This window comes from Pectobacterium parmentieri (assembly GCF_001742145.1).
GTDB lineage: Bacteria > Pseudomonadota > Gammaproteobacteria > Enterobacterales > Enterobacteriaceae > Pectobacterium > Pectobacterium parmentieri.
Map to the genome: position 1 here is coordinate 2,777,686 of NZ_CP015749.1, position 22,508 is coordinate 2,800,193.

Genomic DNA, 22,508 nt, shown 5'->3' on the forward strand with positions numbered 1-22,508 from the left:
TTACACCTCATCCACAGAATGGCCTGCTAGCGCGCGACGGATAGAGGCATCCATGCGGCGGGCGGCAAATTCCTGGGTTTGTTGATCGACTGTTTTAATCGCGGCTTCAATTGCCACGGGATCGCTTCCCTGCATCATCGTATGCAGATGTTCGGATGCCGCGACAATGACGCCTTTTTCGTCATTGCTCAATAATTCTGCGTCGGCCGCCAGCGCAGTTTGCAAACTTTCCAGCACGCGTGCCGCCTCCACTTTTTGCTCTGCCAAACGACGTGCGCCGACATCTTCCTTCGCGTTCAGCATCGAATCGGTGATCATGGTGGCGATTTCCGTGTCGCTCAAACCGTATGACGGTTTAACCTGAATGGATGCCTCAACGCTCGTCGATTTTTCCATCGCCGTCACGCTCAGCAGGCCATCCGCATCAACCTGAAAAGTCACGCGAATGTGAGCCCCACCGGCAGGCAGCGGCGGCAGACCGCGCAGTGAGAATCGCGCCAGCGAGCGGCAATCCGCGACCATTTCGCGTTCGCCTTGCAAGACGTGGATCATCATGCCGCTCTGGCCGTCTTTAAAGGTCGTGAATTCTTGCGCACGAGCAACGGGGATCGTGGTATTGCGTGGAATGATTTTTTCCACCAGCCCGCCCATCGTTTCCAACCCGAGCGACAAGGGGATCACGTCCAGCAACAGCATTTCACTGTCTGGCTTGTTGCCCACCAGAATATCCGCTTGGATCGCCGCGCCGATCGCCACAACCTTGTCTGGATCGATCGACGTCAGCGGTGTACGGCCAAAAAACGTTCCCACTTGCTCACGCACCAGCGGAACACGAGTAGATCCACCAACCATCACGACTTCCTGCACATCTTCTGCCGTCAGCCCCGCGTCTTTCAGCGTGCGGCGACAGGATAGCAACGTGCGTTTCACCAGCGGAGCAATCAATGCATCAAACTGTTCACGGGTGATCGTCCCCTGCCAGCCAGCGGCATCCACATCGATCGCATCAGCGCTGCTGAGCGCAATTTTAGCCTGCACCGCCGCGTCGCGAAACGCGTGATCCAACTGGCGATCGTCACGATCGTGAACACCAGCCTGCTCACGCAGCCACTCAGCCAGTAGATGATCGAAATCATCACCACCCAACGCAGAATCGCCGCCAGTCGCCAGCACTTCAAAGACGCCACGGCTTAAGCGCAGAATGGAAATATCAAAGGTGCCACCGCCCAGATCGTAAATGGCGATCACGCCTTCTTTACCGGAATCCAACCCGTAGGCAATCGCCGCTGCGGTTGGTTCATTGAGCAGGCGTAACACGTGCAGCCCGGCCAGACGCGCCGCATCCTTAGTCCCCTGACGCTGTGCATCATCGAAATACGCAGGAACAGTAATCACCACGCCATCCGGCACGCCGCCTAACGCCGCTTCCGCACGCGCAGCCAGCGCGGACAAAATATCCGCCGACACCTGTACAGGATTGAGGTTGCCAGCCGGAGTCTGAATCAGCGGCAGGCCATTATCGCTGGCATGAAAACGATAGGGTAAATGAGGATAGCGCTGCTGAATATCGTCCAGAGAACGCCCCATCAGGCGTTTGACTGAGCTGACGGTATTTTCCAGATCGTGGGCAGCATTGTCGCGTGCATCCCAGCCGACGCTGTGACTATCGTGACGATAGTGAACAACCGAGGGCAGCAGGTCGCGACCGTCGCTATCCGCCAGCGTTTGAGCTTCGCCGCTGCGCACGGTGGCAACGAGAGAATGGGTGGTGCCTAAATCAATACCGACGGCCAGACGTCGCTGGTGCGGTGCGGCACTCAGGCCAGGCTCACTAATTTGTAATAAGGCCATATTGAGCTTCCATCAATTGGCTGGCGAAAAACCGGAATGGCAATAGCCATCGACTTTCCCACCGGATTAACGAGTTATCTGTCCAGCAATTGTTCTTCGAGTTCTTCAACCTGTTGCTGGAGCTTGTCTAAAAAGCGTAGCTTGCGCACGGTGTCCGCAGCGTCTGTCCACGTCTCATTATCGAGTTCATCACGCATGTGAGAATGACGTGTGGCGATCGCTGTCTGCAACCGCTCGGCGAAGGCCGCCAGCGCATCATCCGCATTGGATCGCTGCGAAATCGTCTCTAACTCTTCGCGCAGCTCAAGCTGTTCCATCAGGAATGCCGTGTCACGCATCGTATGCTGCTCGTTGTTCACATCAAAACCGTGCAGTGACAACATGTACTCCGCGCGTTTCAGCGGATGTTTTAGCGCCTGATAGGCGTTATTGATCGTCGCCGCCTGCTGTACCGCCAGCATACGCTCGCGCTCAGGGCTGGCAGCATAACGGTCAGGGTGGAACTGCCGTTGCAACCCCTGAAACCGAGATGCAAGCAGATCGCCATCCACATCATAGCGAATCGGCAGCCCGAATAACGTAAAGTAATCCATAGTGGTACTCTGGGAGTGCTGGGTAGCAGCGCGTGTTATTAATCGCTCGCACGCTCACTACCCAAGAGACGTCAGACGTTGAAACTTTCGCCGCAACCACATTCGCCGGTAATGTTAGGATTATTGAACTTAAAGCCTTCGTTCAACCCTTCCTTAACGAAATCCAACTCGGTTCCGTCAAGATAGACCAGGCTTTTACCGTCCACGATGACCTTGACGCCTTTGTCTTCAAAGACTGTGTCACCGTCGTTCAAATCATCAACAAACTCCAGCACATACGCCATACCGGAACAGCCGGATGTACGCACGCCAAGACGCAGCCCAAGGCCTTTGCCCCGGTTTGCGATGAAAGCGCTCACGCGTTGTGCGGCACTTTCACTCAGAGAAATCGACATACTGTTACCTCGATCGTTCGCTAGCCCGACGGGATCAGGTACCGAGAACCACGGTGCCCCCGACGAGTTCAGCCGCAGAGATTACTGCGCGTCGCGTTTACTTTTGTAATCCGCAATCGCTGCCTTGATAGCGTCTTCCGCCAGAATGGAGCAGTGGATCTTCACTGGCGGTAGCTCAAGCTCTTCGGCAATCTGCGTGTTCTTAATCGCTTCAGCTTCATTCAGCGATTTGCCTTTTACCCACTCGGTTACCAGCGAGCTGGAGGCAATGGCAGAACCACAACCGTATGTCTTGAAGCGGGCATCTTCGATGATACCCTCATTGTTGACTTTTATCTGCAACTTCATCACATCGCCGCACGCTGGCGCGCCGACCATGCCACTGCCGATAGAAGGATCGGCGTTGTCAAACGAGCCCACGTTGCGTGGATTTTCGTAGTGATCAATTACTTTTTCGCTGTAAGCCATGATAGTCGTCCCCGATCTGGTAAATTAATGATGTGCCCATTCGATGCTGCTGATATCCACGCCCTGCTTGAACATTTCCCACAGCGGAGAAAGATCGCGCAGACGACCTATGGATTTACGTACCAGCTCGATGGTGTAGTCGATCTCTTCTTCGGTGGTAAAACGCCCCAGCGAGAAACGGATCGAGCTATGTGCCAGCTCATCATTCATGCCCAACGCGCGTAACACGTAGGAGGGCTCCAGACTAGCCGACGTACAGGCAGAACCGGACGATACCGCCAGATCCTTGAGCGCCATAATCAACGATTCACCTTCAACATAGTTGAAGCTGACGTTCAGGATGTTAGGCACGCCCTGCTCGATATCACCATTCAGATAGACTTCTTCAATATCATTAATACCGTTCCACAGACGATCGCGCAGCGCACGCAGGCGATCCATTTCTACGGTCATCCCTTCTTTTGCGATGCGGTAGGCTTCGCCCATACCGACAATCTGATGCACAGGCAAGGTGCCAGAACGCATACCGCGCTCATGGCCGCCACCGTGCATCTGCGCTTCAAGACGAATGCGGGGTTTACGACGAACATACAGTGCTCCGATCCCTTTCGGCCCATAGATTTTATGGCCGGAGAAAGACATCAGATCCACTTTTAACTGGCTGAGATCGATAGGCAATTTGCCTACGCTCTGTGTGGCATCGACATGGAATACGATACCGCGGCTACGGCACATCTCACCAATAGCAGCAATGTCCTGCACAACACCAATTTCATTGTTGACGTGCATGATGGAAACCAGAATGGTGTCCTCACGCATTGCGGCTTCAAGTTCAGTCAGGTCGATAATACCGTTGCGCTGCGGTGCCAGGTAAGTGACATCGAAGCCTTCACGTTCAAGCTGACGACAGGTATCCAGCACGGCTTTGTGTTCGGTCTTGCTGGTGATGATGTGCTTGCCCTTCTTCTGATAGAAGTTGGCAGCACCTTTAATCGCGAGGTTATCGGCTTCGGTCGCGCCTGACGTGAAGACGATCTCACGCGGGTCGGCACCGACCAGTTCAGCAATTTGGTTACGGGCGATATCAACCGCCTCTTCCGCCTGCCAGCCAAAACGGTGTGAACGGGAAGCCGGGTTACCGAACGTACCGTCCAGAGTCAAACACTGCATCATTTTCTCAGCAACGCGCGGGTCAACCGGCGTGGTGGCTGAATAATCGAGATAGATAGGTAACTTCATTGCTCATAAACTCCGTACATCACTTCAAAACGTACAATGCGTTTTGTTTTATTGACAGGCTGTTTATACCCGCAACCTCTCGGGCCAATGCAAAATTTTACGATGTTATCGTCGGAACAATTTATCTTATCGTCACAACAACACCGTGACAGCCGCAATAGCACCCGTACCACATTGGGCAAGATGGCCATACTTACTCAGCTATCAGAAAGGCAAAACGTGACGAGTAAAGGTACTCGTCACGTTGAAGGTGTATCAGGCGCGCAGGTTAACGTTGATCGTTTCCTGGATACGTCCATTAGCGGTACGGCGGATGTCAGCATCCTGACGATCGGCAACGTTCAGCACTTCCTTATTATTCACCAGCTCATCCAGCGTGATGTTATTCAGGAAGTCGGTAATACGGTCGCTCAGATCGCGCCACAGCGTATGTGTCAGGCAGCGATCGCCACCCTGGCAGCCTTCACGACCCTGACAGCGTGTTGCATCGACAGACTCATCGACCGCAGAAATAACCATACCAACGGCGATTTCGTTCGCGCTTTTACCCAGCAGATAACCACCGCCCGGGCCGCGAACGCTGGCAACCAGTCCGTTCTTGCGCAGGCGCGAAAACAGTTGCTCCAGATAAGACAGTGAAATGCCTTGGCGTTCAGAAATATCCGCTAATGGAACCGGACCTTCCTGGGAGTGCAGAGCCACATCGAGCATGGCGGTAACGGCATAACGGCCTTTGGATGTCAGTCTCATGATAGTGGTACCTGTAGGTAAAACATGTATTATGAAAACATGTATTGGCAGAACATACCGCGAGTCTGACATTCCTGAGTGTTTTAGTCAACTATTTAACCGAGTAAAACACTCAAGTATTATTCGTCGTGTGTTTTCTGTACCGAACTCAGTATCCCACGCAGGATGTTAAGTTCCTGTGCTTCAGGTCTGGCGCGGGTAAACAGGCGACGCAGCTTGTTCATCACCTGCCCCTGATGTGCTGGTCGGATAAATCCGGTTTGCAGCAATGTCTCTTCAAGATGCTGATAAAAGCGCTCCAGATCGTCGACCAGCGGATACGGCGACTCTTCATGTTCCGGCTTACCGGCCTGTAACCGATCCAAATGCGCGATACGGACTTCATAAGCAATAATCTGCACCGCCATCGCCAGATTTAACGAGCTGTATTCCGGATTAGCGGGAATGGCCACGTGATAATGGCATTTTTGAAGTTCATCATTCGTCAGCCCGACACGTTCACGCCCAAACACCAATGCCACTGGCGCGTGCTCCGCTTCCTGTGCGCTGCGAACGCCGCATTCACGCGGGTCCAGCATCGGCCAGGGCAACGTGCGAGAACGCGCACTGGTGCCAACGACCAGACTACACCCCTCAAGCGCCTGATCGAGCGAATCAACAATCGTAGCATTACCAATGACATCGCTGGCACCGGCCGCCAGCGCAATCGCCTGCGAATCAGGCTTAACCAGTGGATTGACCAAATAGAGTTTGCTTAATCCCATGGTTTTCATCGCTCTGGCCACCGACCCCATATTGCCAGTGTGCGACGTTTCAACCAGAACAATGCGAATATTGTCTAACATATGTACTCTGTTATGCGAAAAGGAAGAAGTAGTCGTGTGAAAAGGAAAGCGCCATACCTTAACACAAACTTAGCTATTTTACTTTTCCACTGCTATACTCTGCGCCGCTTTCCGTTCTTTAACATTCCAGTGGACCGATACCATGCATCCGATGCTCAACATCGCTATACGCGCTGCGCGTAAAGCCGGTAATTTAATTGCCAAAAATTATGAAACGCCAGACGCCGTCGAAGCTAGCCAAAAAGGCAGCAACGATTTTGTGACTAACGTCGATCGGGATGCAGAACGTCTGATCATTGAAGTCATCCGCAAGTCTTACCCACAGCACACTATTATTGGTGAAGAATGTGGCGAACTGGCAGGTGAAGATCCGGCAGTACAATGGGTTATCGATCCTCTGGATGGCACCACCAACTTCATCAAACGTTTACCCCACTTTGCCGTTTCTATTGCGGTCCGCATTAAAGGCCGTACTGAAGTTGCCGTTGTTTATGATCCTATGCGCAATGAACTGTTTAGTGCTACCCGTGGTCAGGGCGCGCAGTTGAACGGCTATCGTCTGCGCAGCAGCACTGCCCGCGATCTGGACGGCACCGTACTGGCAACCGGCTTCCCTTTCAAATTAAAACAACACAGCAAAAGTTATATCGACATCATCAGCGCGCTGTTCACCCAGTGTGCGGATTTCCGTCGCACGGGTTCTGCGGCACTGGATCTCGCCTATGTAGCCGCGGGCCGCGTTGATGGTTTCTTTGAAATCGGCCTGAAGCCGTGGGATTTTGCTGGTGGCGAACTGCTGGTGCGCGAAGCTGGCGGGATCGTGACAGACTTCGTTGGTGCTCATAACTATATGACGTCCGGCAACCTGGTTGCAGGTAATCCGCGAGTGGTTAAAGCCATTCTGGGCACCATTCGTGAAGAACTGAGTGACGCGCTGAAACGCTAATCTCGACCAACTCCGGCTCACCCACATAAAAATGAAATCGGGTCGGAGTTGTTATTTTTCTTTACATATGAATCCTGTATACGCATTGTTTATCCTTATACGATAATAATTATCAAACTCATTACACTGATGAATTCAGTACTCTACTGATAAATTCAATACTCTGATAAATTGTGAATTAGGATCGCCACCATGTTAAGAAAATCAGTAAGATCGCTCTTTCTGACCGCATTACTCTCTGCTCCACTTTTCAGCTATGCCACCCAATATCCTCTCACCGTTACCGACTTCGACGGCAGAAGTGTCACCATTCAACAAGAGCCACAGCGCATCATTCTGCAAGACGGCCGCGATATTATGGCGATGGCCCTGCTTGACCGTGATAATCCCTTTCAGCGTCTGGTTGCCTGGAACAATCTGGCAAAAAAACAGGACACGGCAACCTGGGAGATGCTGAAAGGAAAGTGGCCTCAGTCCGTTGGTATTCTGGACATGGGATTCAGTGACAAAGGCAACGTCGATCTGGAAAGCGTGCTGTCAAAACAGCCGGACCTGATGATTGCCCAGTTGCGTGCCAAGGCGGCGCTGAAAGAAAGTGGCGTGATAGACAAACTCAGCACGCTGAATATTCCCGTACTCTTTGTCGATTATGAAGTAAATCCGGCCAAAGATACCGCCCCCAGCATCGATCTATTGGGTAAGGTTCTGAACCGCGAAGCCAATGCCAAAGCGTATACCGATTTCTATCGTCAGCACTTCGATGCCATTCAGCAGAAAACCACCGCAATCACCCCGAAACCCAGCGTCTTTGTAGAACCGATTGCCGGCAACTCAGACTCCTGCTGTTTCACGCACAGCAACAGCGGTTGGGGCGGATTAATTGAAGCGGTCGGCGCAAAAAATATTGGTTCTGATTTGCTGCCGGGTGCAACGGGTTTTGTCTCGCTGGAAAAAATTATCAGCATGAAACCTGATGTCTACATCATGACGGGCTCTAAACGCGGTAACAGCCAGGTACTGCCGCTAGGTTATGGTGCCAGCGTAGAAGGGGTTCGCACTCAGGCTAACGTGCTACTCAACCGCACCGGTATTAGCCAAATTCCGGCAGTTCAGGCTAAGCACGTGTATGGCGTTTACCACCATTTCTACAACCATCCCTACAACATTGTCGGTATGGAATATCTGGCAAAAGATATTTATCCTCAGGCGTTTGCCAGCTTGGATCCTGATGACACGTATCACCATATCATTCAGAATTTTACCTCACTGCCTGACAGTGACTTTATCTTTGCCTGGAAACAAGGTGAATAATTTTTCATGAGTACAACCACTGAACCGGGTATCCGTAATACTGCCACGGATGCCAACACCATTATGGACAACTATCGCGGCATTATTCGACGCCGTGTGGGTGTTATGGCGATACTGCTGTTGATCATCATCGGCTCGTTGTTGCTGGATTTCACGATGGGGCCTTCGGGGCTAACGCTTGATGTGCTCTGGAACACGCTGACCGATCCAGCCAGCGCCGATGCAGGCACACGCGTGATCGTCTGGGATATTCGTCTGCCCTATGCGCTGATGGCTATCATCGTCGGGCTAGCGCTCGGCCTGGCTGGCGCAGAAATGCAGACGATCCTGAACAACCCGTTGGCCAGCCCGTTTACGCTTGGCGTTTCCTCCGCCGCCGCATTCGGCGCGGCGTTGGCTATCGTGCTAGGCATCGGTATCCCCGGCATTCCGGCTCAGTGGTTTATTTCTGCAAACGCCTTTATCTTTGCTCTGCTGGCAGCGTTGCTGCTTGATGGCATTACGCGCTGGACGCAGGTCGCCACCTCCGGCGTGGTGCTGTTCGGTATCGCGTTGGTGTTCACTTTCAATGCGCTGGTTTCCATGCTCCAGTTCATCGCTAACGAAGACACGTTGCAAGGTCTAGTGTTCTGGACCATGGGCAGTCTGGCTCGCGCCTCGTGGGAAAAGCTGGGCATCCTGCTGCTGGTACTGGTCATCGTTATGCCCATTTCGCTAATGAGTTCGTGGAAATTGACTGCACTGCGGTTGGGTGAAGATCGTGCTGTCAGCTTCGGTATTAACGTGCGCCGCTTGCGTCTGGCAACGCTGCTGCGTATTAGTATTTTATCCGCTATTTCAGTCGCGTTTGTTGGCCCCATCGGCTTTATCGGTCTGGTTGCTCCGCATATCGCACGTATGATTTTCGGTGAAGATCACCGTTTCTATTTGCCTGCCAGTGCATTAACGGGTGCGCTGGTGCTATCGATGGCGTCTGTTGCCTCGAAAAACCTGATTCCCGGCGTCATTATTCCGGTCGGTATCGTCACCTCACTGGTTGGCGTACCTTTCTTCCTGAGTATTATTTTGCGCCACAGAGGGAACGTATGAGTCAGCAAACCCCATCTGGATTACGACTTTCCCATTTTCGTGCGGGTTATCCCAAGCGTCAGGTGATTCGCGATCTCTCCGTACCACAACTGCCACGCGGAAAAATCACCGTTCTACTCGGCCCCAACGGTAGCGGAAAATCCACCCTGCTGCGTGCCATGGCAGGTCTGAATCCTTCCGAAGGCGAACTGTGGCTGGATGACACTAACCTGATGACATTGCCGTTCGCTCAGCGGGCGGAAAAGGTCGTTTATCTGCCGCAATCCTTGCCCGCAGGCGTTCACCTGCACGTGCTGGAATCCATTATCGTCGCACAGCGCGCCTCCGGCGGCATGCATAACGCCGAAAAGCAGGATGAAGTCATGACCCTGCTGCGTCAGTTGGGCATCGAGCATCTGGCGTTAAGCTATCTCGATCAACTCTCTGGCGGACAGAAGCAGTTGGTTGGGCTAGCGCAGTCGCTGATCCGCCAACCCTCGCTGCTCTTGCTGGACGAACCGCTCAGCGCGCTGGATCTGAATTATCAATTCCACGTAATGGATTTGGTGCGCAAGGAAACGCGTAAACGCAACATCATCACCGTCGTAGTGGTGCATGACATCAATATCGCGCTGCGTCATGGCGACCACGTGTTGATGCTGCAAAATGGTAACTTGATTGCTGATGGCGCGCCTGCGGAAGTGATTAGTCCCGAAAGCCTGTCAGCAGTCTATGGCGTACGCGGACGTATTGAACGCTGTTCACAGGGCGTACCACAGGTGATTATCGACGGACTGGTCAGCGAACCGACCATCTAAATGATAAGCCATTCGAATAACCTCCGGTAAGCAAGTGCCCCGGAGGCATAATACTGCTAGTCTAAACGCTCAGTTCCCAACATATCGCGCATGTTCGTCAACATGTTCTCAAACAAACGTAATGCCAAACCAACACTGTTTACATTGTAATACAGCGCCGCGTCATGATGTTTCAAGTAATGCTCAAACTCTGGTTTACCGATCAATTTATAAATTTCAGTAAAACGCAAAATCAGATGACGACAATTGTTGAGATACAGATCAAGCGTGCGGTAATCGCTGTTCATTAGTTGAGTCAGTAGCGTCGTCATGTGTTCGAATTCCGCCAACAAAGACGCATAATCTCCCAAATTTTCAGCGCTGTGCTCGGTCGATTTCATACTGTCATCTCCCTTTATCCTTTTGCCATCCGGCATAGGATTCTATGGCCGCGTACAGCCTTACGGCACAACACGCGGCTCGATAGATTAGAAACGCTGCCAATCTCCTTCATCCTGAGCAGCAGCGCTTTTTTTCTTCGCGGGGGCGAGACGAGGTACAGATAGGCCAGACGGTACAGAGGCAAGAGCGGGGGTCAGCGCCGCTGGAGTCATTTGCCCCACAATAAACTGCCCGACCAGTTGGCTCAATGTGCTTGCCTGTTCCTGCAATGACTGCGAGGCGGCGGACGCTTCCTCGACCAATGAAGCATTTTGCTGGGTCACATCATCCATCTGGTTAACGGCCTGATGCACCTGACTGATACCCTGACTTTGCTCTTCCGTCGCCGCAGCGATTTCGTTCACCAAATCCGTCACCTGTTGGATCGCGTCTTTCATCGCCGCCATGTTTTTCCCCACATCGCTGGCTTGTTCAACCCCTGCCGATACTAGCGAGTTTGACGCACCGATCAGATCCTTGATCTCGCGGGCGGCCGTAGACGAACGCTGTGCCAGCGTGCGCACTTCTCCCGCCACCACCGCAAAACCGCGCCCTTGCTCACCCGCACGCGCGGCTTCTACCGCCGCATTCAGGGCAAGGATGTTGGTCTGAAACGCAATCCCTTCAATGAGCGCAATGATGTCGGTAATCTTGCCTGAGCTAGTACGAATATGTTCCATCGTACTCAGCATCGTACTAACTGAATCGGCACTATTGACAGAAATCCGGCTGGCATTGCCCGCCAACAGGCTGGCCTGCTGCGTGTTTTCCGCATTCTGGCGTACCGTTTCGCTGATTTCCGTCATACTGGCAGCGGTTTGTTCCAGCGAAGCCGCCTGTTCCTCAGTACGCGCTGACAGATCCTCATTACCTGCTGCAATCTGCGTTGCCGCACTGCTTACCGACTGCGATGAAGCATTCACCGAAGCCAGCGCCGCGGAAACACGATGCATCAGGCTATTAAAAGCGCGGGCAGTATTCCCAACCTCATCCTTGCGCCGATCGTCAGCCTGAATGGTCAGATCAAGATGATTGCTGACGTCTTCCATCGTTTGATTCATATTGTTCAAACTCTTTCTAATGCCCAGGATGGTTCTCACAGCAAAAAAACCAATCAGCAGTACAACCAATAGCGTGCCTGACAACAGGCCAAACCACGTTTGATCATAAACTTGCTTATTCACCTGGCGCAGATCGTCGCCCATTTTAACATTAAGATCGAATTGCTTACGATAATTGGCGAGGAGGTCACGGACCGCTTTCCCTGGGCCATCCATTCCCTGAAGCAGGCCAAGAGCGATATCGTTTTGATTCGCTTTTGACGCATTAATAAAAACAGGTAGCGATGCCTGTAATTTTTGGGTCTGGTCAATTGCCGTATTAGTTAGTTGCCGATCCGCCTCGCTGGAAGCGTCATTTATCAGGTAATACTCATTGAGTTTCTTTATTTCCTCAATGGTTCTATTAATGTCCTGCTCGATCGCCGGCAGCTTACGATCGTCATCCGTAGTCTGATGACGATACAAAAAAAGCACCAGTGAATTACTTTTATCCACCAAGCTATTCAAATCCTTGATACTTGGAATAGCGTTATCCTGAACGTATTCAAAACGAGACTGGAACCCTGATAATAGTGATAAAGTGACAATAACCAATGCGATAAGTGCTAGCGACATTAACGAAAACGTCAACAGCAGGCGTTGCGTGATATTCATAAACCGCTCCATTTTAAATTTTTATACTGCATATTTTCCTGATTCGGGTATGTCGCATCGGCAACATCCCGTTCTTGCATGCCATTGAGTGAAGATCGGGCATTCTTTTACCACGCTCAGTTATCGACACATCAGCAAGCAGTTTTATATGTTCGATCGCCAAAACCACTCAATAATCTCAAATCAATACAAAAAAACTATCAAAACAAGATAATCGATCGTCAAAAACATCTGACGATCCGTGATGACATAAATTGATAGGGAAACGTTTGCTTTACTCTTCGCAAAGCAAAGAATTCAGTGACATAAACATCGCCAACGCTGTTGTCGATGGGCACCGGAATCGGTGAGAAAGGTATAAAAAAAGCACTGACCAATAAGGTTCAGTGCTTTTTTATCTCTGGTTTACTGTCTGATAGCGTTATTTCTTCGCTGGCAGCGTAACCCAATAGCCTGGCTGATACGGCAGAGGCAGGAACTTCTCATGGAAGGTACGGAATGTTGCATCAGGATCGAGGTCTTTAAACAGTTCAGGGTGCATCCATTTCGCTAATACCTGAATCGCTACAAACTGATACGGACTGTCATAGAACTGATGCCAGATTGCATGAGCATTGCCATCGGTTGCTACCGGCAGCGTTTTAAATGCTGAGCGTTCCATCAGTTTTTGCAAACGTTGCAGCGCTTCCTTCTGGTCGGCTCCCGGTCCGACGCCAACCCAGCCGTTTGCTGTGTTGTAGTTTTTCCAGTTAGCGCCCGTTACTACCACGACATCAGGACGAGAGCTGATAATCTGCTCAGGGTTCAGCGTACCAAATGTGCCGGGAATGATGTTCTTGGCAATGTTATCACCGCCAGCAGCCTCAACCATACGGCCAAAGTTCTCATCACCGAATGACATACAGCACTCTTCATCATAGCCACCCGCGCGGTCGATCATCACTTTAGGACGCGGGCCCTGATAGTTTTTCAACCGATCGGTAACGATTTCAATCTGCTCACGACGGAATTTAATAATCTCTTCTGCACGCTGGGGCTTGCCCACCAGTTGGCCCATGATATGAATGCTTTTCTCCGCGTTCTCAAACGGCTTTTCGCGGAAATCGATAAACACCACTGGAATACCCAGCGAACTGAGTTTTTCAATCAACTTACCTTCATCCGTCGCCGCTTTTGACTCCAGATTCATCAACACCAAATCCGGTTTCAGCGTCAACGCCTGCTCGACGTTGAAAGTACCGTCTTTCGCCCCGCCAAAGGTCGGCAGCTTTGTAATTTCCGGGTATTTCTTTTCATAAGCCAGATAGCCGTCGTAATCGGCTTTTGGCAGATCGTCACGCCAGCCAACCACACGTTGGAACGGCGACTCGGTATCAAAGGCGGCCAGCAGATAAATTTGTCGACCTTCCCCTAAAATAATCCGCTTCACTTCGGATTTGATTTCTACCTTCCTGCCACTAACGTCTTCAATAACAATCGGGTTAGCGCTGGCAGCAACGCTCGCACTCAGCCCCAAGAGCATAACGACTGAGAACAGCCATTTTTTCATTCTTATTCCCTTCTACGATTATGGTTATAAATGATAATAGTTATCATTAATGAAATAATATCCCGCCGTGATTATCGGAGGCAATGGGTTTTTTAACGCGAGGTTAATAAAAAGTGAAATCAGCCGGAGAATGGCCGAATACCGCCCATCATCGCGGGCTGTGCGCTGAGATAAAGCAGGATGCCGGAGCCAACTAAAATCAGCCCGCCAGCAAAAGCCAAAAGAGAAAAAGTCGTACGCTGCCACACGGGCGATGCGCGGTTCGCACCTAAGCGCTCAACAGCACGACGGCAGTAAAAAACCAACACGGCCAGTGCCGAGATAGTGATCGCCGTTCCGGCAGCCATCACCAACGCGGAGGCCACGCCCCACACATAAACGCCGATCACTTTAGAGAAAAGCAGCACCAGAATGGCGCCGGAGCACGGACGCATCCCCATCGCCAGCACAATCATCAGACGCGTGCGCCAGCGGCTATCACGCTCAAGTTCTTCCTGACTGGGGAGATGGCGGTGCCCGCAGCCACAGTCGGCATCGTGCTGATGAAGGGAGTGAGAAGGCGCAGAAATCGGGCTAAGCGTCATACGCCCATGAACTGATACGTTAAGTGGCGTCATGCGCAAAATCGTCGCCGGCTTGGGTTGCCACACTAGTGCGATATATAGCTGCTTCAACGCACGAAAGCAGAGCAATAACCCCAGCCCTGCCACCAGCACGAAGCTCCCTTTTTCCATCCAAAAACTACTGTTATGCAGCGTTCGGCTCGACAATTGCAAGATCCCAAGTACTACGGTCACCAGCACTACCGCCATCAGCCCTTGAACCAGCGAGGCGGCAAGCGTCAGCTTCAGGCTGCTTTTCAACTTCGACGGATGTGTCGCTAAATAGGTCATGATGACGACCTTACCATGCCCCGGCCCGACCGCATGGAGCACGCCATAGACCAGACTGAACATCATCAAACTCAGCCCTGCCTGACGCGGTTGCTGTTCCACCATCTGCAACAGGTGTGACATCTGCTGGTGCAGCGATTTCTGCCAAATCGCACTTTGCAGCACGATTTGCGGCCAATACCCCACGATGTAATACAGCGCCGCAGCAAGCAGCGCCAAAAACAGCCACAGCGGCCACAGATCGCGCAGTCGGCTCAACAACGGACGTTGACGCGACAACGAGCCAAGGTTCACTGACATTGCAACGTCACCCGCTGTGCAAACTGTTTTCCCAAATCCATGTCTTCATCTGGAGCATCATTTTTGTCCAGTGATAGCGCATAGGATTGCAGTTCAGCGTTGGGCTTCGGCGTGACAAGCGTGGTTTTACAGCGAGATACCAGCTCAGGGGCCAGCTTAACGGCCTTATCATCCTGATAGGACATATCGACAAAGTAGGTCGGGTCGTAAGTAGAAATCAGCAGCGGCTTTCCGGCCAGTGGCTGAGGATGTGACAGCGGTAGCACAAATTCCAGTACCGCCTGATTGCCTTTGCGGGAAAGGTGATACTCGGTTGGCAGCCGTGCATATTTCACGGGCTGATTATCGCGATAAATATCAGTGAAATAGTGTTGGCCTAGCACATTAGCCATGACTTCCGCCGCCAGTTTTTTCCAGACTTCAGAATCTTTTGTCGCCTTTCCTGCGTCATATAGCAAGTCGGCAGACGTGATAGGGTCCATCGTCCACTGCATACGTAAACCGGTGATGTTGTCGTTCTGACTCTCAACTGTCGTCTGCATATCAATAAAACTGTGTGGGTGAGCGAAAACGGGCTGGCAGAGTGCCAAGCCTGTCATTAGCAACGTTATCCGACCAACCCGCCGTTTCAAAGCGTTATAATGTAACATTATTTTCACCACAACGTGTTACGCCACTCTTTTATGTTTTTGCGACAGTGTGATGGCTCACAGACGGTCGGATAAACAGGGCCGGAACCGCCAACAGCGCCATCACCCAAAACGTACCGCCCTGTAAATGATCAAACAGGAAGCCGGACACCATTGTCATCACCGCAATACTCCCGCCCATCGCCAATGCGGAATATACCGCTTGTAATCGCAATACGTCTCCACCACCACTGCGTGCTGCAATAAAACGCATAGCGGCCAGATGGCAGACAGTAAACGTACCACAGTGCAATATCTGTATCACAATCAGCCACGGCAGAGCCACCGTCGCCCCCATCAAGCCCCAGCGCACCACGCCGCATACCGCAGAAAGCAGCAGAAGTTGTCTGGCGCTCCAGCGTCGAAACAGGCGTTGGCTAAAGGTAAAAATGACGATCTCTGCGACAACCCCCAGCGACCAGAGATAACCGATAATCGAGGCGGAGTAGCCTGAATCCTGCCAATAAATCACGCTGAAACCATAGTAAGCCGCGTGCGCGCCCTGCAATAGGGACACGCAAAGCAGGAAACGCCATACCGCTGGTTCACTCAGTAATTTTTTCCATGGCGTAACGCTGGCAGACTGCGCTGTAGACGCAGCAGTCTGTGGCATCACACTCGGCCGGAACAGCATGCCAAGCAGCATGGTGATAAGGCCTGCACTCAGGATCGCCAAAATGGCGGAATGCCCCCAAATAGCCACCAGCTCGCCCGTCACGGCAGAGGCGATAACAAAGGCAATCGATCCCCATACGCGCACTTTGCCATAATCCATCGCTACCTGCTTTTGCCACGTGGCAGCCAACGCATCAGTCAGCGGCACCAGCGGCGCAAAAAACAGGTTAAACCCGATCATCACTATCATCAGCCACAGCCAGGCATTACCCAGCCAAAACCCCACAGCCAGCGCCAATGACAGCAGTGCTAACCCACGTAATACCGTAATTAATTTGGACGGGTCTTTCACGCTAGGCGTAATGACCAGACTGCCGACGAAGCGCGCCACCAGCCCTGCCCCCAACAGCATGCCGATCGACTCTGCGGACAGCCCCTCCCCCTTCAGCCATCCGCCCCAAAACGGCAGGAAAATGCCATAGCAAAAAAAGTATGTGAAATAGCTCAGCGCCAGCCAGCGCGTCGATTGCAAAACCATAATGTCTCCCTTTCGATGACGAACGCTCCTGCTCACCACCCTACAAACTGTCACAAACACGACGTGTATAATTTTCCGCTGAAAATACGCCAACGTTTTTACTGGCGATTCTTTTTGCCAGTGGCTTTTTTTGCTGGTTACTGTGTCAGAGTGCATGCGGTGGCGCAACGCGTTATTCGTCATTACCCGTAAACGGGAATATCGACTGAGCAACAGCCATAAAAAATTTCCGGGAGAAATTTTTAACGTCGCTTGCGACGGCCCGCAGGGTGGCTGCCAGAGATGGAACGCCATAAAAAAACGTGGGGAACGTTTTTCAACGTCGCTTGCGACGGCCCTCAGGGTGGCGGCCAGGGATGGCTCGCCATAAAAAACGCCAGCACACAGGCTGGCGTTCAGTACATGTTCCGACGGTAATGTCAGAGACACTGTGGGATTATGCGTAAACCGGGAAGCGGGCGCAGATATCCAGAACTTTTTGCTTCACGCGTTCGATGGTCGCTTCATCATTGATGTTGTCCAACACATCACAGATCCAGCCAGCCAGTTCACGCACTTCCGCTTCTTTAAAGCCGCGACGCGTTGCCGCTGGCGTACCGATACGGATACCGGAAGTCACGAACGGACTCTTCGGATCGTTAGGCACGCTGTTTTTGTTCACGGTGATGTTCGCACGACCCAGCGCAGCATCGGCTTCTTTGCCGGTCAGGTTTTTGCTAACCAGATCCAGCAGGAACAGATGGTTACTGGTTGCACCAGAAACCACGTTAAAGCCACGTGACAGGAAGACTTCAACCATTGCTTTGGCGTTTTTCGCAACTTGCTGCTGGTAGACTTTGAACTCAGGCTCCATCGCTTCTTTCAGTGCGACAGCTTTACCCGCGATAACGTGCATCAACGGACCACCCTGACCACCAGGGAACACAGCGGAGTTCAGCTTTTTATACAGATCTTCGTCGCCACCTTTCGCCAGAATCAGGCCACCGCGTGGGCCAGCCAGCGTTTTGTGCGTTGTCGTCGTCACAATGTGAGCATGAGGAACCGGGTTAGGGTAAACATCTGCAGCAATCAGACCCGCAACGTGCGCCATATCCACAAACAGATAAGCACCGATGCTGTCAGCGATTTCACGCATCTTCGCCCAGTCAACCACGCCAGAGTAGGCAGAGAAACCACCAACGATCATTTTTGGCTTGTGCGTGCGCGCCAGCTCAGCCATTTCGTCGTAGTCGATTTTGCCGCTTTCGTCGATGCCGTAAGGGATGACGTTATACAGTTTACCGGACAGGTTAACCGGAGAACCGTGCGTCAGGTGACCACCGTGCGCCAGGTTCATACCCAGAATAGTGTCTCCCGGCTGCAGCAGCGCGGTATAAACGGCAAAGTTAGCCTGAGAACCGGAGTGCGGCTGTACGTTAGCATAATCGGCACCGAACAGCGCTTTAGCACGGTCGATCGCCAATTGCTCAACGATGTCCACATACTCACAGCCGCCGTAATAACGTTTGCCCGGATAACCTTCAGCATACTTGTTCGTTAGCTGAGACCCTTGAGCCTGCATAACGCGTGGGCTGGTGTAGTTTTCTGATGCAATCAGTTCAATGTGCTCTTCCTGACGCACCACTTCTTGCTCCATTGCTTGCCACAGGTCGGCATCATAATCGGCAATGTTCATTTCACGCTTTAACATCCGGATCTCCTGACTCAGCTAACATAAATATACTGGGAATTGATGGCTCATTTGAGAATGGGCCTACCCTTTTGGGGAATGGCGTATAGTGTAAACCGTTTTTCCCTAATGAAGATAGGTCTTGACAGAGGTTTTTACGCAAACGATTAGCTACAGGCGGCGCAAGGCTTCAGCCAATCTACGTTGTGTAGCGACAAACGGATTTTTCTTCATTCCCATCCTGCTATTTTTTCATGTTATTCCCTCTGACCCACGCTAAAAGCCCCCACCACCAAAAAGGTAATTTACAGCGACGGACAAACCCAATAAGATGCATGTAAAATACAACTTATAAGTCATGCAAATAAATAAGGAGTCACCATGCTGGATAACCACACTATCGCTATCGTTAAATCAACCATCCCTCTGCTGGCAGAAACCGGTCCGAAACTGACCGCGCATTTCTACGATCGTATGTTTACGCATAACCCGGAGCTCAAAGATATTTTCAATATGAGCAACCAGCGCAATGGCGATCAGCGGGAAGCGCTGTTCAATGCCATTTGTGCTTATGCGACGAATATCGAAAACCTGGCTGCGCTGCTGCCTGCGGTTGAGCGCATCGCCCAGAAACATGCCAGCTTTAACATTCAGGCAGATCAATATCAGATCGTGGGTAGTCACTTATTGGCAACGCTGGATGAAATGTTTAGTCCCGGCCAAGAAGTGCTGGATGCCTGGGGTAAAGCCTATGGCGTACTGGCTAATGTCTTCATCCAACGCGAAAATGATATCTACCGCAGCACCGAAACCAAAAATGGCGGCTGGAGCGGTGTACGCGCTTTTCGTATTGTGAACAAACAGCCGCAAAGTTCAGTGATCACCAGCTTTACCCTGGAGCCCACCGACGGTCAGCCTATTGCCGATTTTCAGCCAGGCCAGTATCTGGCGGTTTACATCAAGCATGACAGTTTTGCCAATCAGGAAATTCGCCAATACTCTCTGACCCATGCACCGAATGGACAGTCCTACCGGATTGCGGTTAAACGTGAAGCTCAAGGCACCGTTTCCGGCTATCTGCATGATACCGCTCGTGAAGGCGATATCATTCACCTGGCGGCTCCGCACGGCGACTTCTTCCTTGATATTCCCGCCACCACGCCGGTTGCTCTGATTTCCGGTGGCGTGGGGCAAACCCCGATGCTGGGTATGCTGCATACGCTCAAACAACAGAGCCATCAGGCGAAAGTGTTATGGCTGCACGCAGCAGAAAACGGCGCAACGCACGCATTTGCTGATGAAATCGAACAGACGGGGCAATCACTGCCCCAGTTCCAGAACCACATCTGGTATCGGGAACCGCAACAGACCGATCGTCCGGGCGAAGATTACCATCACAGTGGCCTGATGCAGCTATCCTCGCTACAAGATGAATTAACCACGCCGGCCATGCACTACTACTTGTGCGGCCCAGTGGTTTTCATGCAGTTTGTCGCACAGCAGTTGCTGGCAATCGGCATCCCGGCCGAGCAACTGCATTACGAATGTTTTGGTCCGCATAAAGTTGTCTAACCCTCATTGATAACGGATCAAACCCAAAGGTCGCTTTTGCGGCCTTTTTTTCGTCTATCAAAACATCGCCTTCCCAGAAACACTTTACTGATCACAATTTTATAGGTCGATACACGGGTACTCCGCTAAAAAAGAGGTGGGTCACAAAAAAGAAGATTTTATTAAAATAATATTTCATTTTTAATGAATAAGTATTTCATCAAAATAACCTGCGTTCATATCCTAAATAATTCGAGTCGCAGGACAAAACGTTAGTGTTTTGAACAACGCAAAGCGTTGACTCGTCAGGGCGAGGCTCACGCCAGCGTGCCGAGTATCGCAGCTAACGCACATGCAACGTGAAGAATGACGGGTATAGGTATCGCCCTTGAATCGGCTTGGGTGCACAATAACAGCCCCGATGTTCTCTCTAAAGGCCGTGGCAAGAACGATAAAAAACAGCGTTCTTATCTTTGATAACACTTGGGTTCATTAACCGTTTTCGATTAACCAACAAGGGATATGTCCTACCATGGCAAAACGTTTTTCAGAAAGTATGGCTTTAGCGTTGATACTTTCCGCCCCTTTCACATGCGTACACGCTAAAGCTCCCGCTGCTGCACACCAGACCGCGACACCAGAGAGTGCTAAATTGCTGTCAGGTTCAACGCTGGGTGAAAAAACGGGGTTATCCGGTAATGTCACCGTGCGGGATATTCACCTGCCTGCCACCATCATTATCAGAGACCAACAGGGCCAGAAACGGCAGACACAGACCGATGAGCAAGGGAAATACCACCTTGATGTCTCAGGTCTCACGCCCCCGTTACGGGTTCTAGCCATTGAATCCGGTGGCAATAACTGCCTGCTGAATAATATTTCCCGTGCAATCTGCCTGTCTGCCGTCGCACCTTCACTGCATGACGGTAAAGAAAATATCGCCAATATCAACCCGCTGACTGACCGCATTACCTCAGATATCGCAGTAGCAGCCGGTTACATCGGCCCACAGCAGCTAACCGACGACACGGCATCACCAAAACTGGACGCCGCAGCATGGAAAACAGCCTATGCCGATTTCCATGCTGGCTTTAATGGCGCGTTAAAACAGGCAGGTATCAGCGTTCCCGCGCGCTTCGATCCCCTAACCTACCCAGCAAGCCAGCAGGAAGCCGTCACCAAAATCGTCAACGTTATTAACCATAACCGCAACTATCACAACAATACGGGTTACTCCGGCCATACCGTTCTAACCGACAGCGCATTTCACCCGATTGTCGGCCTGAACGATAAAGGCGACTATGAACCGCTAGATTATCGCTCTGCCCGCCAAAGCCTGGATGCAATCCAGAAAGCGCAGACCCGCATTTTCCTCGTTGGTGATTCAACCGCAGCCACTTATGAAAAAATGCGCTTCCCACGTATGGGATGGGGTCAGGTTTTTGAACAACAGTTCAGTAAAAACAGCAGCGTGAAAGTCGTTAATGGTACGCGCGCAGGCCGTAGCTCACGCGACTATTTTTACGAAGGCTGGTTCCGCCAGATGCAACCATTGATGAAGGAAGGTGATTTCCTATTTATACAAATGGGACACAACGATCAAAATTGCAACGGTGCAAAAGAAATACGCGGCCCCGCTGATGTCGCTAACCTGTGTACTTACCCGAACGATGCCGCAGGGAAAAAACAGGCCCCGCAGGGGAAAGCGGATATGTCATTCCAGACATCGCTGGAACGCTACATCACTTTCGCCCGTCAGCATAAACTGACGCCGGTACTGCTTACCCCGACCACCCGGGTGAAAACGGCTGAAGGGAAAAACGGCACACCTGCCGTACATAGCCACTTCACCAAACAAAATGCAGACAACGGCTACGCCTTTGTTGGCGATTACAGCCAGACCATCAAGGACACGGCTGCGAATAACAAGGTCGTTTTGCTGGACATTGAGCCCGCTACTATTGCGTTGGCAAATCAGGGCAACAGCGAGCATTGGAAACAATATTGGCTGGTGATCGATCCCAAAAAATACCCTTACTACCGCGATCAGGCCGGTAGCCTGAGCAAACCAGACACCACCCATTTTCAGAAAAAAGGCGCGATCGCCGTGGCAGAGATTGTCGCGAATGCCATTCGGCAAGAACCAGCTTTAGCGTCGCTGGCAGAAAAAACAGTCAGCAAACACAAGTAGTTATCAGTCAGGCAAAACGATAAGACAGAACCACGCGCGGCGTAACGTAGCCGCGCGTTATAGACCTTCCTCTTTCCCCTACCGATTACAGGAC

20 protein-coding genes are annotated in these 22,508 nt (G+C 51.6%); 6 read left to right on the plus strand and 14 right to left on the minus strand.

The genetic code is table 11. The features are described 5' to 3' along the window. The 7 genes from hscA to trmJ form a co-directional block, all read right to left on the minus strand. Nucleotides 1–1,851: a Fe-S protein assembly chaperone HscA gene (gene hscA, locus A8F97_RS12625; protein ID WP_033071031.1), complete on the minus strand. Its 1,851-nt coding sequence runs from the start codon at nucleotides 1,849–1,851 to the stop codon at nucleotides 1–3. A 74-nt stretch (nucleotides 1,852–1,925) separates the two neighbouring features. Continuing rightward, nucleotides 1,926–2,444 (minus strand): co-chaperone HscB, encoded by a 519-nt coding sequence (gene hscB, locus A8F97_RS12630; RefSeq protein WP_014698948.1) that lies wholly within the window; start codon nucleotides 2,442–2,444, stop codon nucleotides 1,926–1,928. A 71-nt stretch (nucleotides 2,445–2,515) separates the two neighbouring features. Then, a complete protein-coding gene (iscA, locus tag A8F97_RS12635) occupies nucleotides 2,516–2,839 on the minus strand; it encodes an iron-sulfur cluster assembly protein IscA (RefSeq protein ID WP_005970175.1) in 324 nt (107 codons plus the stop codon). A gap of 81 nt (nucleotides 2,840–2,920) precedes the next feature. Beyond that, on the minus strand, nucleotides 2,921–3,307 hold the full coding sequence (iscU, locus tag A8F97_RS12640; protein ID WP_005970177.1) for a Fe-S cluster assembly scaffold IscU: 387 nt from the start codon (nucleotides 3,305–3,307) through the stop codon (nucleotides 2,921–2,923). Nucleotides 3,308–3,331: 24 nt separating this feature from the next. Next, nucleotides 3,332–4,546, minus strand: a complete 1,215-nt coding sequence (locus tag A8F97_RS12645) for an IscS subfamily cysteine desulfurase (RefSeq protein ID WP_014698947.1) — start codon at nucleotides 4,544–4,546, stop codon at nucleotides 3,332–3,334. Nucleotides 4,547–4,801: 255 nt separating this feature from the next. Further along, nucleotides 4,802–5,296 (minus strand): Fe-S cluster assembly transcriptional regulator IscR, encoded by a 495-nt coding sequence (gene iscR / locus A8F97_RS12650; protein ID WP_005970180.1) that lies wholly within the window; start codon nucleotides 5,294–5,296, stop codon nucleotides 4,802–4,804. A gap of 119 nt (nucleotides 5,297–5,415) precedes the next feature. Beyond that, the gene (trmJ, locus tag A8F97_RS12655) at nucleotides 5,416–6,141 is read right to left on the minus strand and encodes a tRNA (cytosine(32)/uridine(32)-2'-O)-methyltransferase TrmJ (RefSeq protein ID WP_005970181.1); all 726 of its coding nucleotides are present in this window, start codon (nucleotides 6,139–6,141) and stop codon (nucleotides 5,416–5,418) included. 142 nt (nucleotides 6,142–6,283) lie between these two features. On the opposite strand from trmJ, the gene suhB reads away from it, so the two are divergent. The 4 genes from suhB (at nucleotide 6,284) to A8F97_RS12675 (ending at nucleotide 10,284) form a co-directional block, all read left to right on the plus strand. Continuing rightward, nucleotides 6,284–7,087, plus strand: coding sequence for an inositol-1-monophosphatase (suhB, locus tag A8F97_RS12660; RefSeq protein WP_014698945.1), 804 nt, complete (start codon nucleotides 6,284–6,286; stop codon nucleotides 7,085–7,087). A 192-nt stretch (nucleotides 7,088–7,279) separates the two neighbouring features. After that, nucleotides 7,280–8,398, plus strand: a complete 1,119-nt coding sequence (locus tag A8F97_RS12665; protein ID WP_033071030.1) for an ABC transporter substrate-binding protein — start codon at nucleotides 7,280–7,282, stop codon at nucleotides 8,396–8,398. A gap of 6 nt (nucleotides 8,399–8,404) precedes the next feature. Beyond that, the gene (locus A8F97_RS12670) at nucleotides 8,405–9,487 is read left to right on the plus strand and encodes a FecCD family ABC transporter permease (protein ID WP_005970186.1); all 1,083 of its coding nucleotides are present in this window, start codon (nucleotides 8,405–8,407) and stop codon (nucleotides 9,485–9,487) included. Beyond that, nucleotides 9,484–10,284 (plus strand): ABC transporter ATP-binding protein, encoded by an 801-nt coding sequence (locus A8F97_RS12675; RefSeq protein WP_014698943.1) that lies wholly within the window; start codon nucleotides 9,484–9,486, stop codon nucleotides 10,282–10,284. The genes A8F97_RS12670 and A8F97_RS12675 overlap by 4 nt, the downstream gene beginning before the upstream one ends. Nucleotides 10,285–10,340: 56 nt before the next feature. On the opposite strand, the gene A8F97_RS12680 is transcribed toward A8F97_RS12675, so the two are convergent. From A8F97_RS12680 to glyA, 7 genes are all read right to left on the minus strand, one after another. Continuing rightward, nucleotides 10,341–10,664 carry a hypothetical protein gene (locus A8F97_RS12680; protein ID WP_005970188.1) on the minus strand — a complete coding sequence of 108 codons (324 nt, stop codon included), beginning with the start codon at nucleotides 10,662–10,664 and terminating at the stop codon, nucleotides 10,341–10,343. A gap of 87 nt (nucleotides 10,665–10,751) precedes the next feature. Beyond that, a complete protein-coding gene (locus A8F97_RS12685; RefSeq protein WP_014698942.1) occupies nucleotides 10,752–12,419 on the minus strand; it encodes a methyl-accepting chemotaxis protein in 1,668 nt (555 codons plus the stop codon). 421 nt (nucleotides 12,420–12,840) lie between these two features. Further along, a complete protein-coding gene (locus A8F97_RS12690; RefSeq protein ID WP_014698941.1) occupies nucleotides 12,841–13,968 on the minus strand; it encodes an ABC transporter substrate-binding protein in 1,128 nt (375 codons plus the stop codon). A 119-nt stretch (nucleotides 13,969–14,087) separates the two neighbouring features. Further along, entirely contained in the window at nucleotides 14,088–15,161 is a 1,074-nt protein-coding gene (locus A8F97_RS12695) for a nickel/cobalt transporter (protein ID WP_025919120.1), read from the minus strand. Further along, a complete protein-coding gene (locus A8F97_RS12700) occupies nucleotides 15,152–15,811 on the minus strand; it encodes a DUF1007 family protein (protein ID WP_025919119.1) in 660 nt (219 codons plus the stop codon). Before A8F97_RS12700 ends, A8F97_RS12695 begins: the two co-directional genes overlap by 10 nt. 31 nt (nucleotides 15,812–15,842) lie before the next feature. Further along, entirely contained in the window at nucleotides 15,843–17,003 is a 1,161-nt protein-coding gene (locus A8F97_RS12705) for a 3-phenylpropionate MFS transporter (RefSeq protein ID WP_014698938.1), read from the minus strand. A 436-nt stretch (nucleotides 17,004–17,439) separates the two neighbouring features. Next, complete coding sequence (glyA, locus tag A8F97_RS12710) at nucleotides 17,440–18,693, minus strand: serine hydroxymethyltransferase (protein WP_014698937.1); 1,254 nt, start codon at nucleotides 18,691–18,693, stop codon at nucleotides 17,440–17,442. Between the two features lie 360 nt (nucleotides 18,694–19,053). Here glyA and hmpA point away from each other — a divergent pair, with 360 nt between their 5' ends. Then, nucleotides 19,054–20,244, plus strand: a complete 1,191-nt coding sequence (gene hmpA / locus A8F97_RS12715) for an NO-inducible flavohemoprotein (protein WP_033071029.1) — start codon at nucleotides 19,054–19,056, stop codon at nucleotides 20,242–20,244. Nucleotides 20,245–20,755: 511 nt separating this feature from the next. Next, nucleotides 20,756–22,414, plus strand: a complete 1,659-nt coding sequence (gene paeY / locus A8F97_RS12720) for a pectin acetylesterase PaeY (RefSeq protein ID WP_014698935.1) — start codon at nucleotides 20,756–20,758, stop codon at nucleotides 22,412–22,414. Nucleotides 22,415–22,508 lie beyond the last annotated feature (94 nt).

Excerpts from the sequence above, each read along its gene's own strand:
- A8F97_RS12670 (WP_005970186.1), top strand. The coding sequence starts at position 8,405 with ATGAGTACAACCACTGAACCGGGTATCCGTAATACTGCCACGGATGCC.
- A8F97_RS12705 (WP_014698938.1), bottom strand. The coding sequence starts at position 17,003 with ATGGTTTTGCAATCGACGCGCTGGCTGGCGCTGAGCTATTTCACATAC.
- trmJ (WP_005970181.1), bottom strand. The coding sequence starts at position 6,141 with ATGTTAGACAATATTCGCATTGTTCTGGTTGAAACGTCGCACACTGGC.
- A8F97_RS12700 (WP_025919119.1), bottom strand. The coding sequence starts at position 15,811 with ATGTTACATTATAACGCTTTGAAACGGCGGGTTGGTCGGATAACGTTG.
- A8F97_RS12675 (WP_014698943.1), top strand. The coding sequence starts at position 9,484 with ATGAGTCAGCAAACCCCATCTGGATTACGACTTTCCCATTTTCGTGCG.
- iscU (WP_005970177.1), bottom strand. The coding sequence starts at position 3,307 with ATGGCTTACAGCGAAAAAGTAATTGATCACTACGAAAATCCACGCAAC.
- glyA (WP_014698937.1), bottom strand. The coding sequence starts at position 18,693 with ATGTTAAAGCGTGAAATGAACATTGCCGATTATGATGCCGACCTGTGG.
- paeY (WP_014698935.1), top strand. The coding sequence starts at position 20,756 with ATGGCAAAACGTTTTTCAGAAAGTATGGCTTTAGCGTTGATACTTTCC.
- hscB (WP_014698948.1), bottom strand. The coding sequence starts at position 2,444 with ATGGATTACTTTACGTTATTCGGGCTGCCGATTCGCTATGATGTGGAT.
- hscA (WP_033071031.1), bottom strand. The coding sequence starts at position 1,851 with ATGGCCTTATTACAAATTAGTGAGCCTGGCCTGAGTGCCGCACCGCAC.
- A8F97_RS12680 (WP_005970188.1), bottom strand. The coding sequence starts at position 10,664 with ATGAAATCGACCGAGCACAGCGCTGAAAATTTGGGAGATTATGCGTCT.
- A8F97_RS12695 (WP_025919120.1), bottom strand. The coding sequence starts at position 15,161 with ATGTCAGTGAACCTTGGCTCGTTGTCGCGTCAACGTCCGTTGTTGAGC.
- suhB (WP_014698945.1), top strand. The coding sequence starts at position 6,284 with ATGCATCCGATGCTCAACATCGCTATACGCGCTGCGCGTAAAGCCGGT.
- A8F97_RS12645 (WP_014698947.1), bottom strand. The coding sequence starts at position 4,546 with ATGAAGTTACCTATCTATCTCGATTATTCAGCCACCACGCCGGTTGAC.
- A8F97_RS12690 (WP_014698941.1), bottom strand. The coding sequence starts at position 13,968 with ATGAAAAAATGGCTGTTCTCAGTCGTTATGCTCTTGGGGCTGAGTGCG.
- A8F97_RS12665 (WP_033071030.1), top strand. The coding sequence starts at position 7,280 with ATGTTAAGAAAATCAGTAAGATCGCTCTTTCTGACCGCATTACTCTCT.
- iscA (WP_005970175.1), bottom strand. The coding sequence starts at position 2,839 with ATGTCGATTTCTCTGAGTGAAAGTGCCGCACAACGCGTGAGCGCTTTC.
- hmpA (WP_033071029.1), top strand. The coding sequence starts at position 19,054 with ATGCTGGATAACCACACTATCGCTATCGTTAAATCAACCATCCCTCTG.
- iscR (WP_005970180.1), bottom strand. The coding sequence starts at position 5,296 with ATGAGACTGACATCCAAAGGCCGTTATGCCGTTACCGCCATGCTCGAT.
- A8F97_RS12685 (WP_014698942.1), bottom strand. The coding sequence starts at position 12,419 with ATGAATATCACGCAACGCCTGCTGTTGACGTTTTCGTTAATGTCGCTA.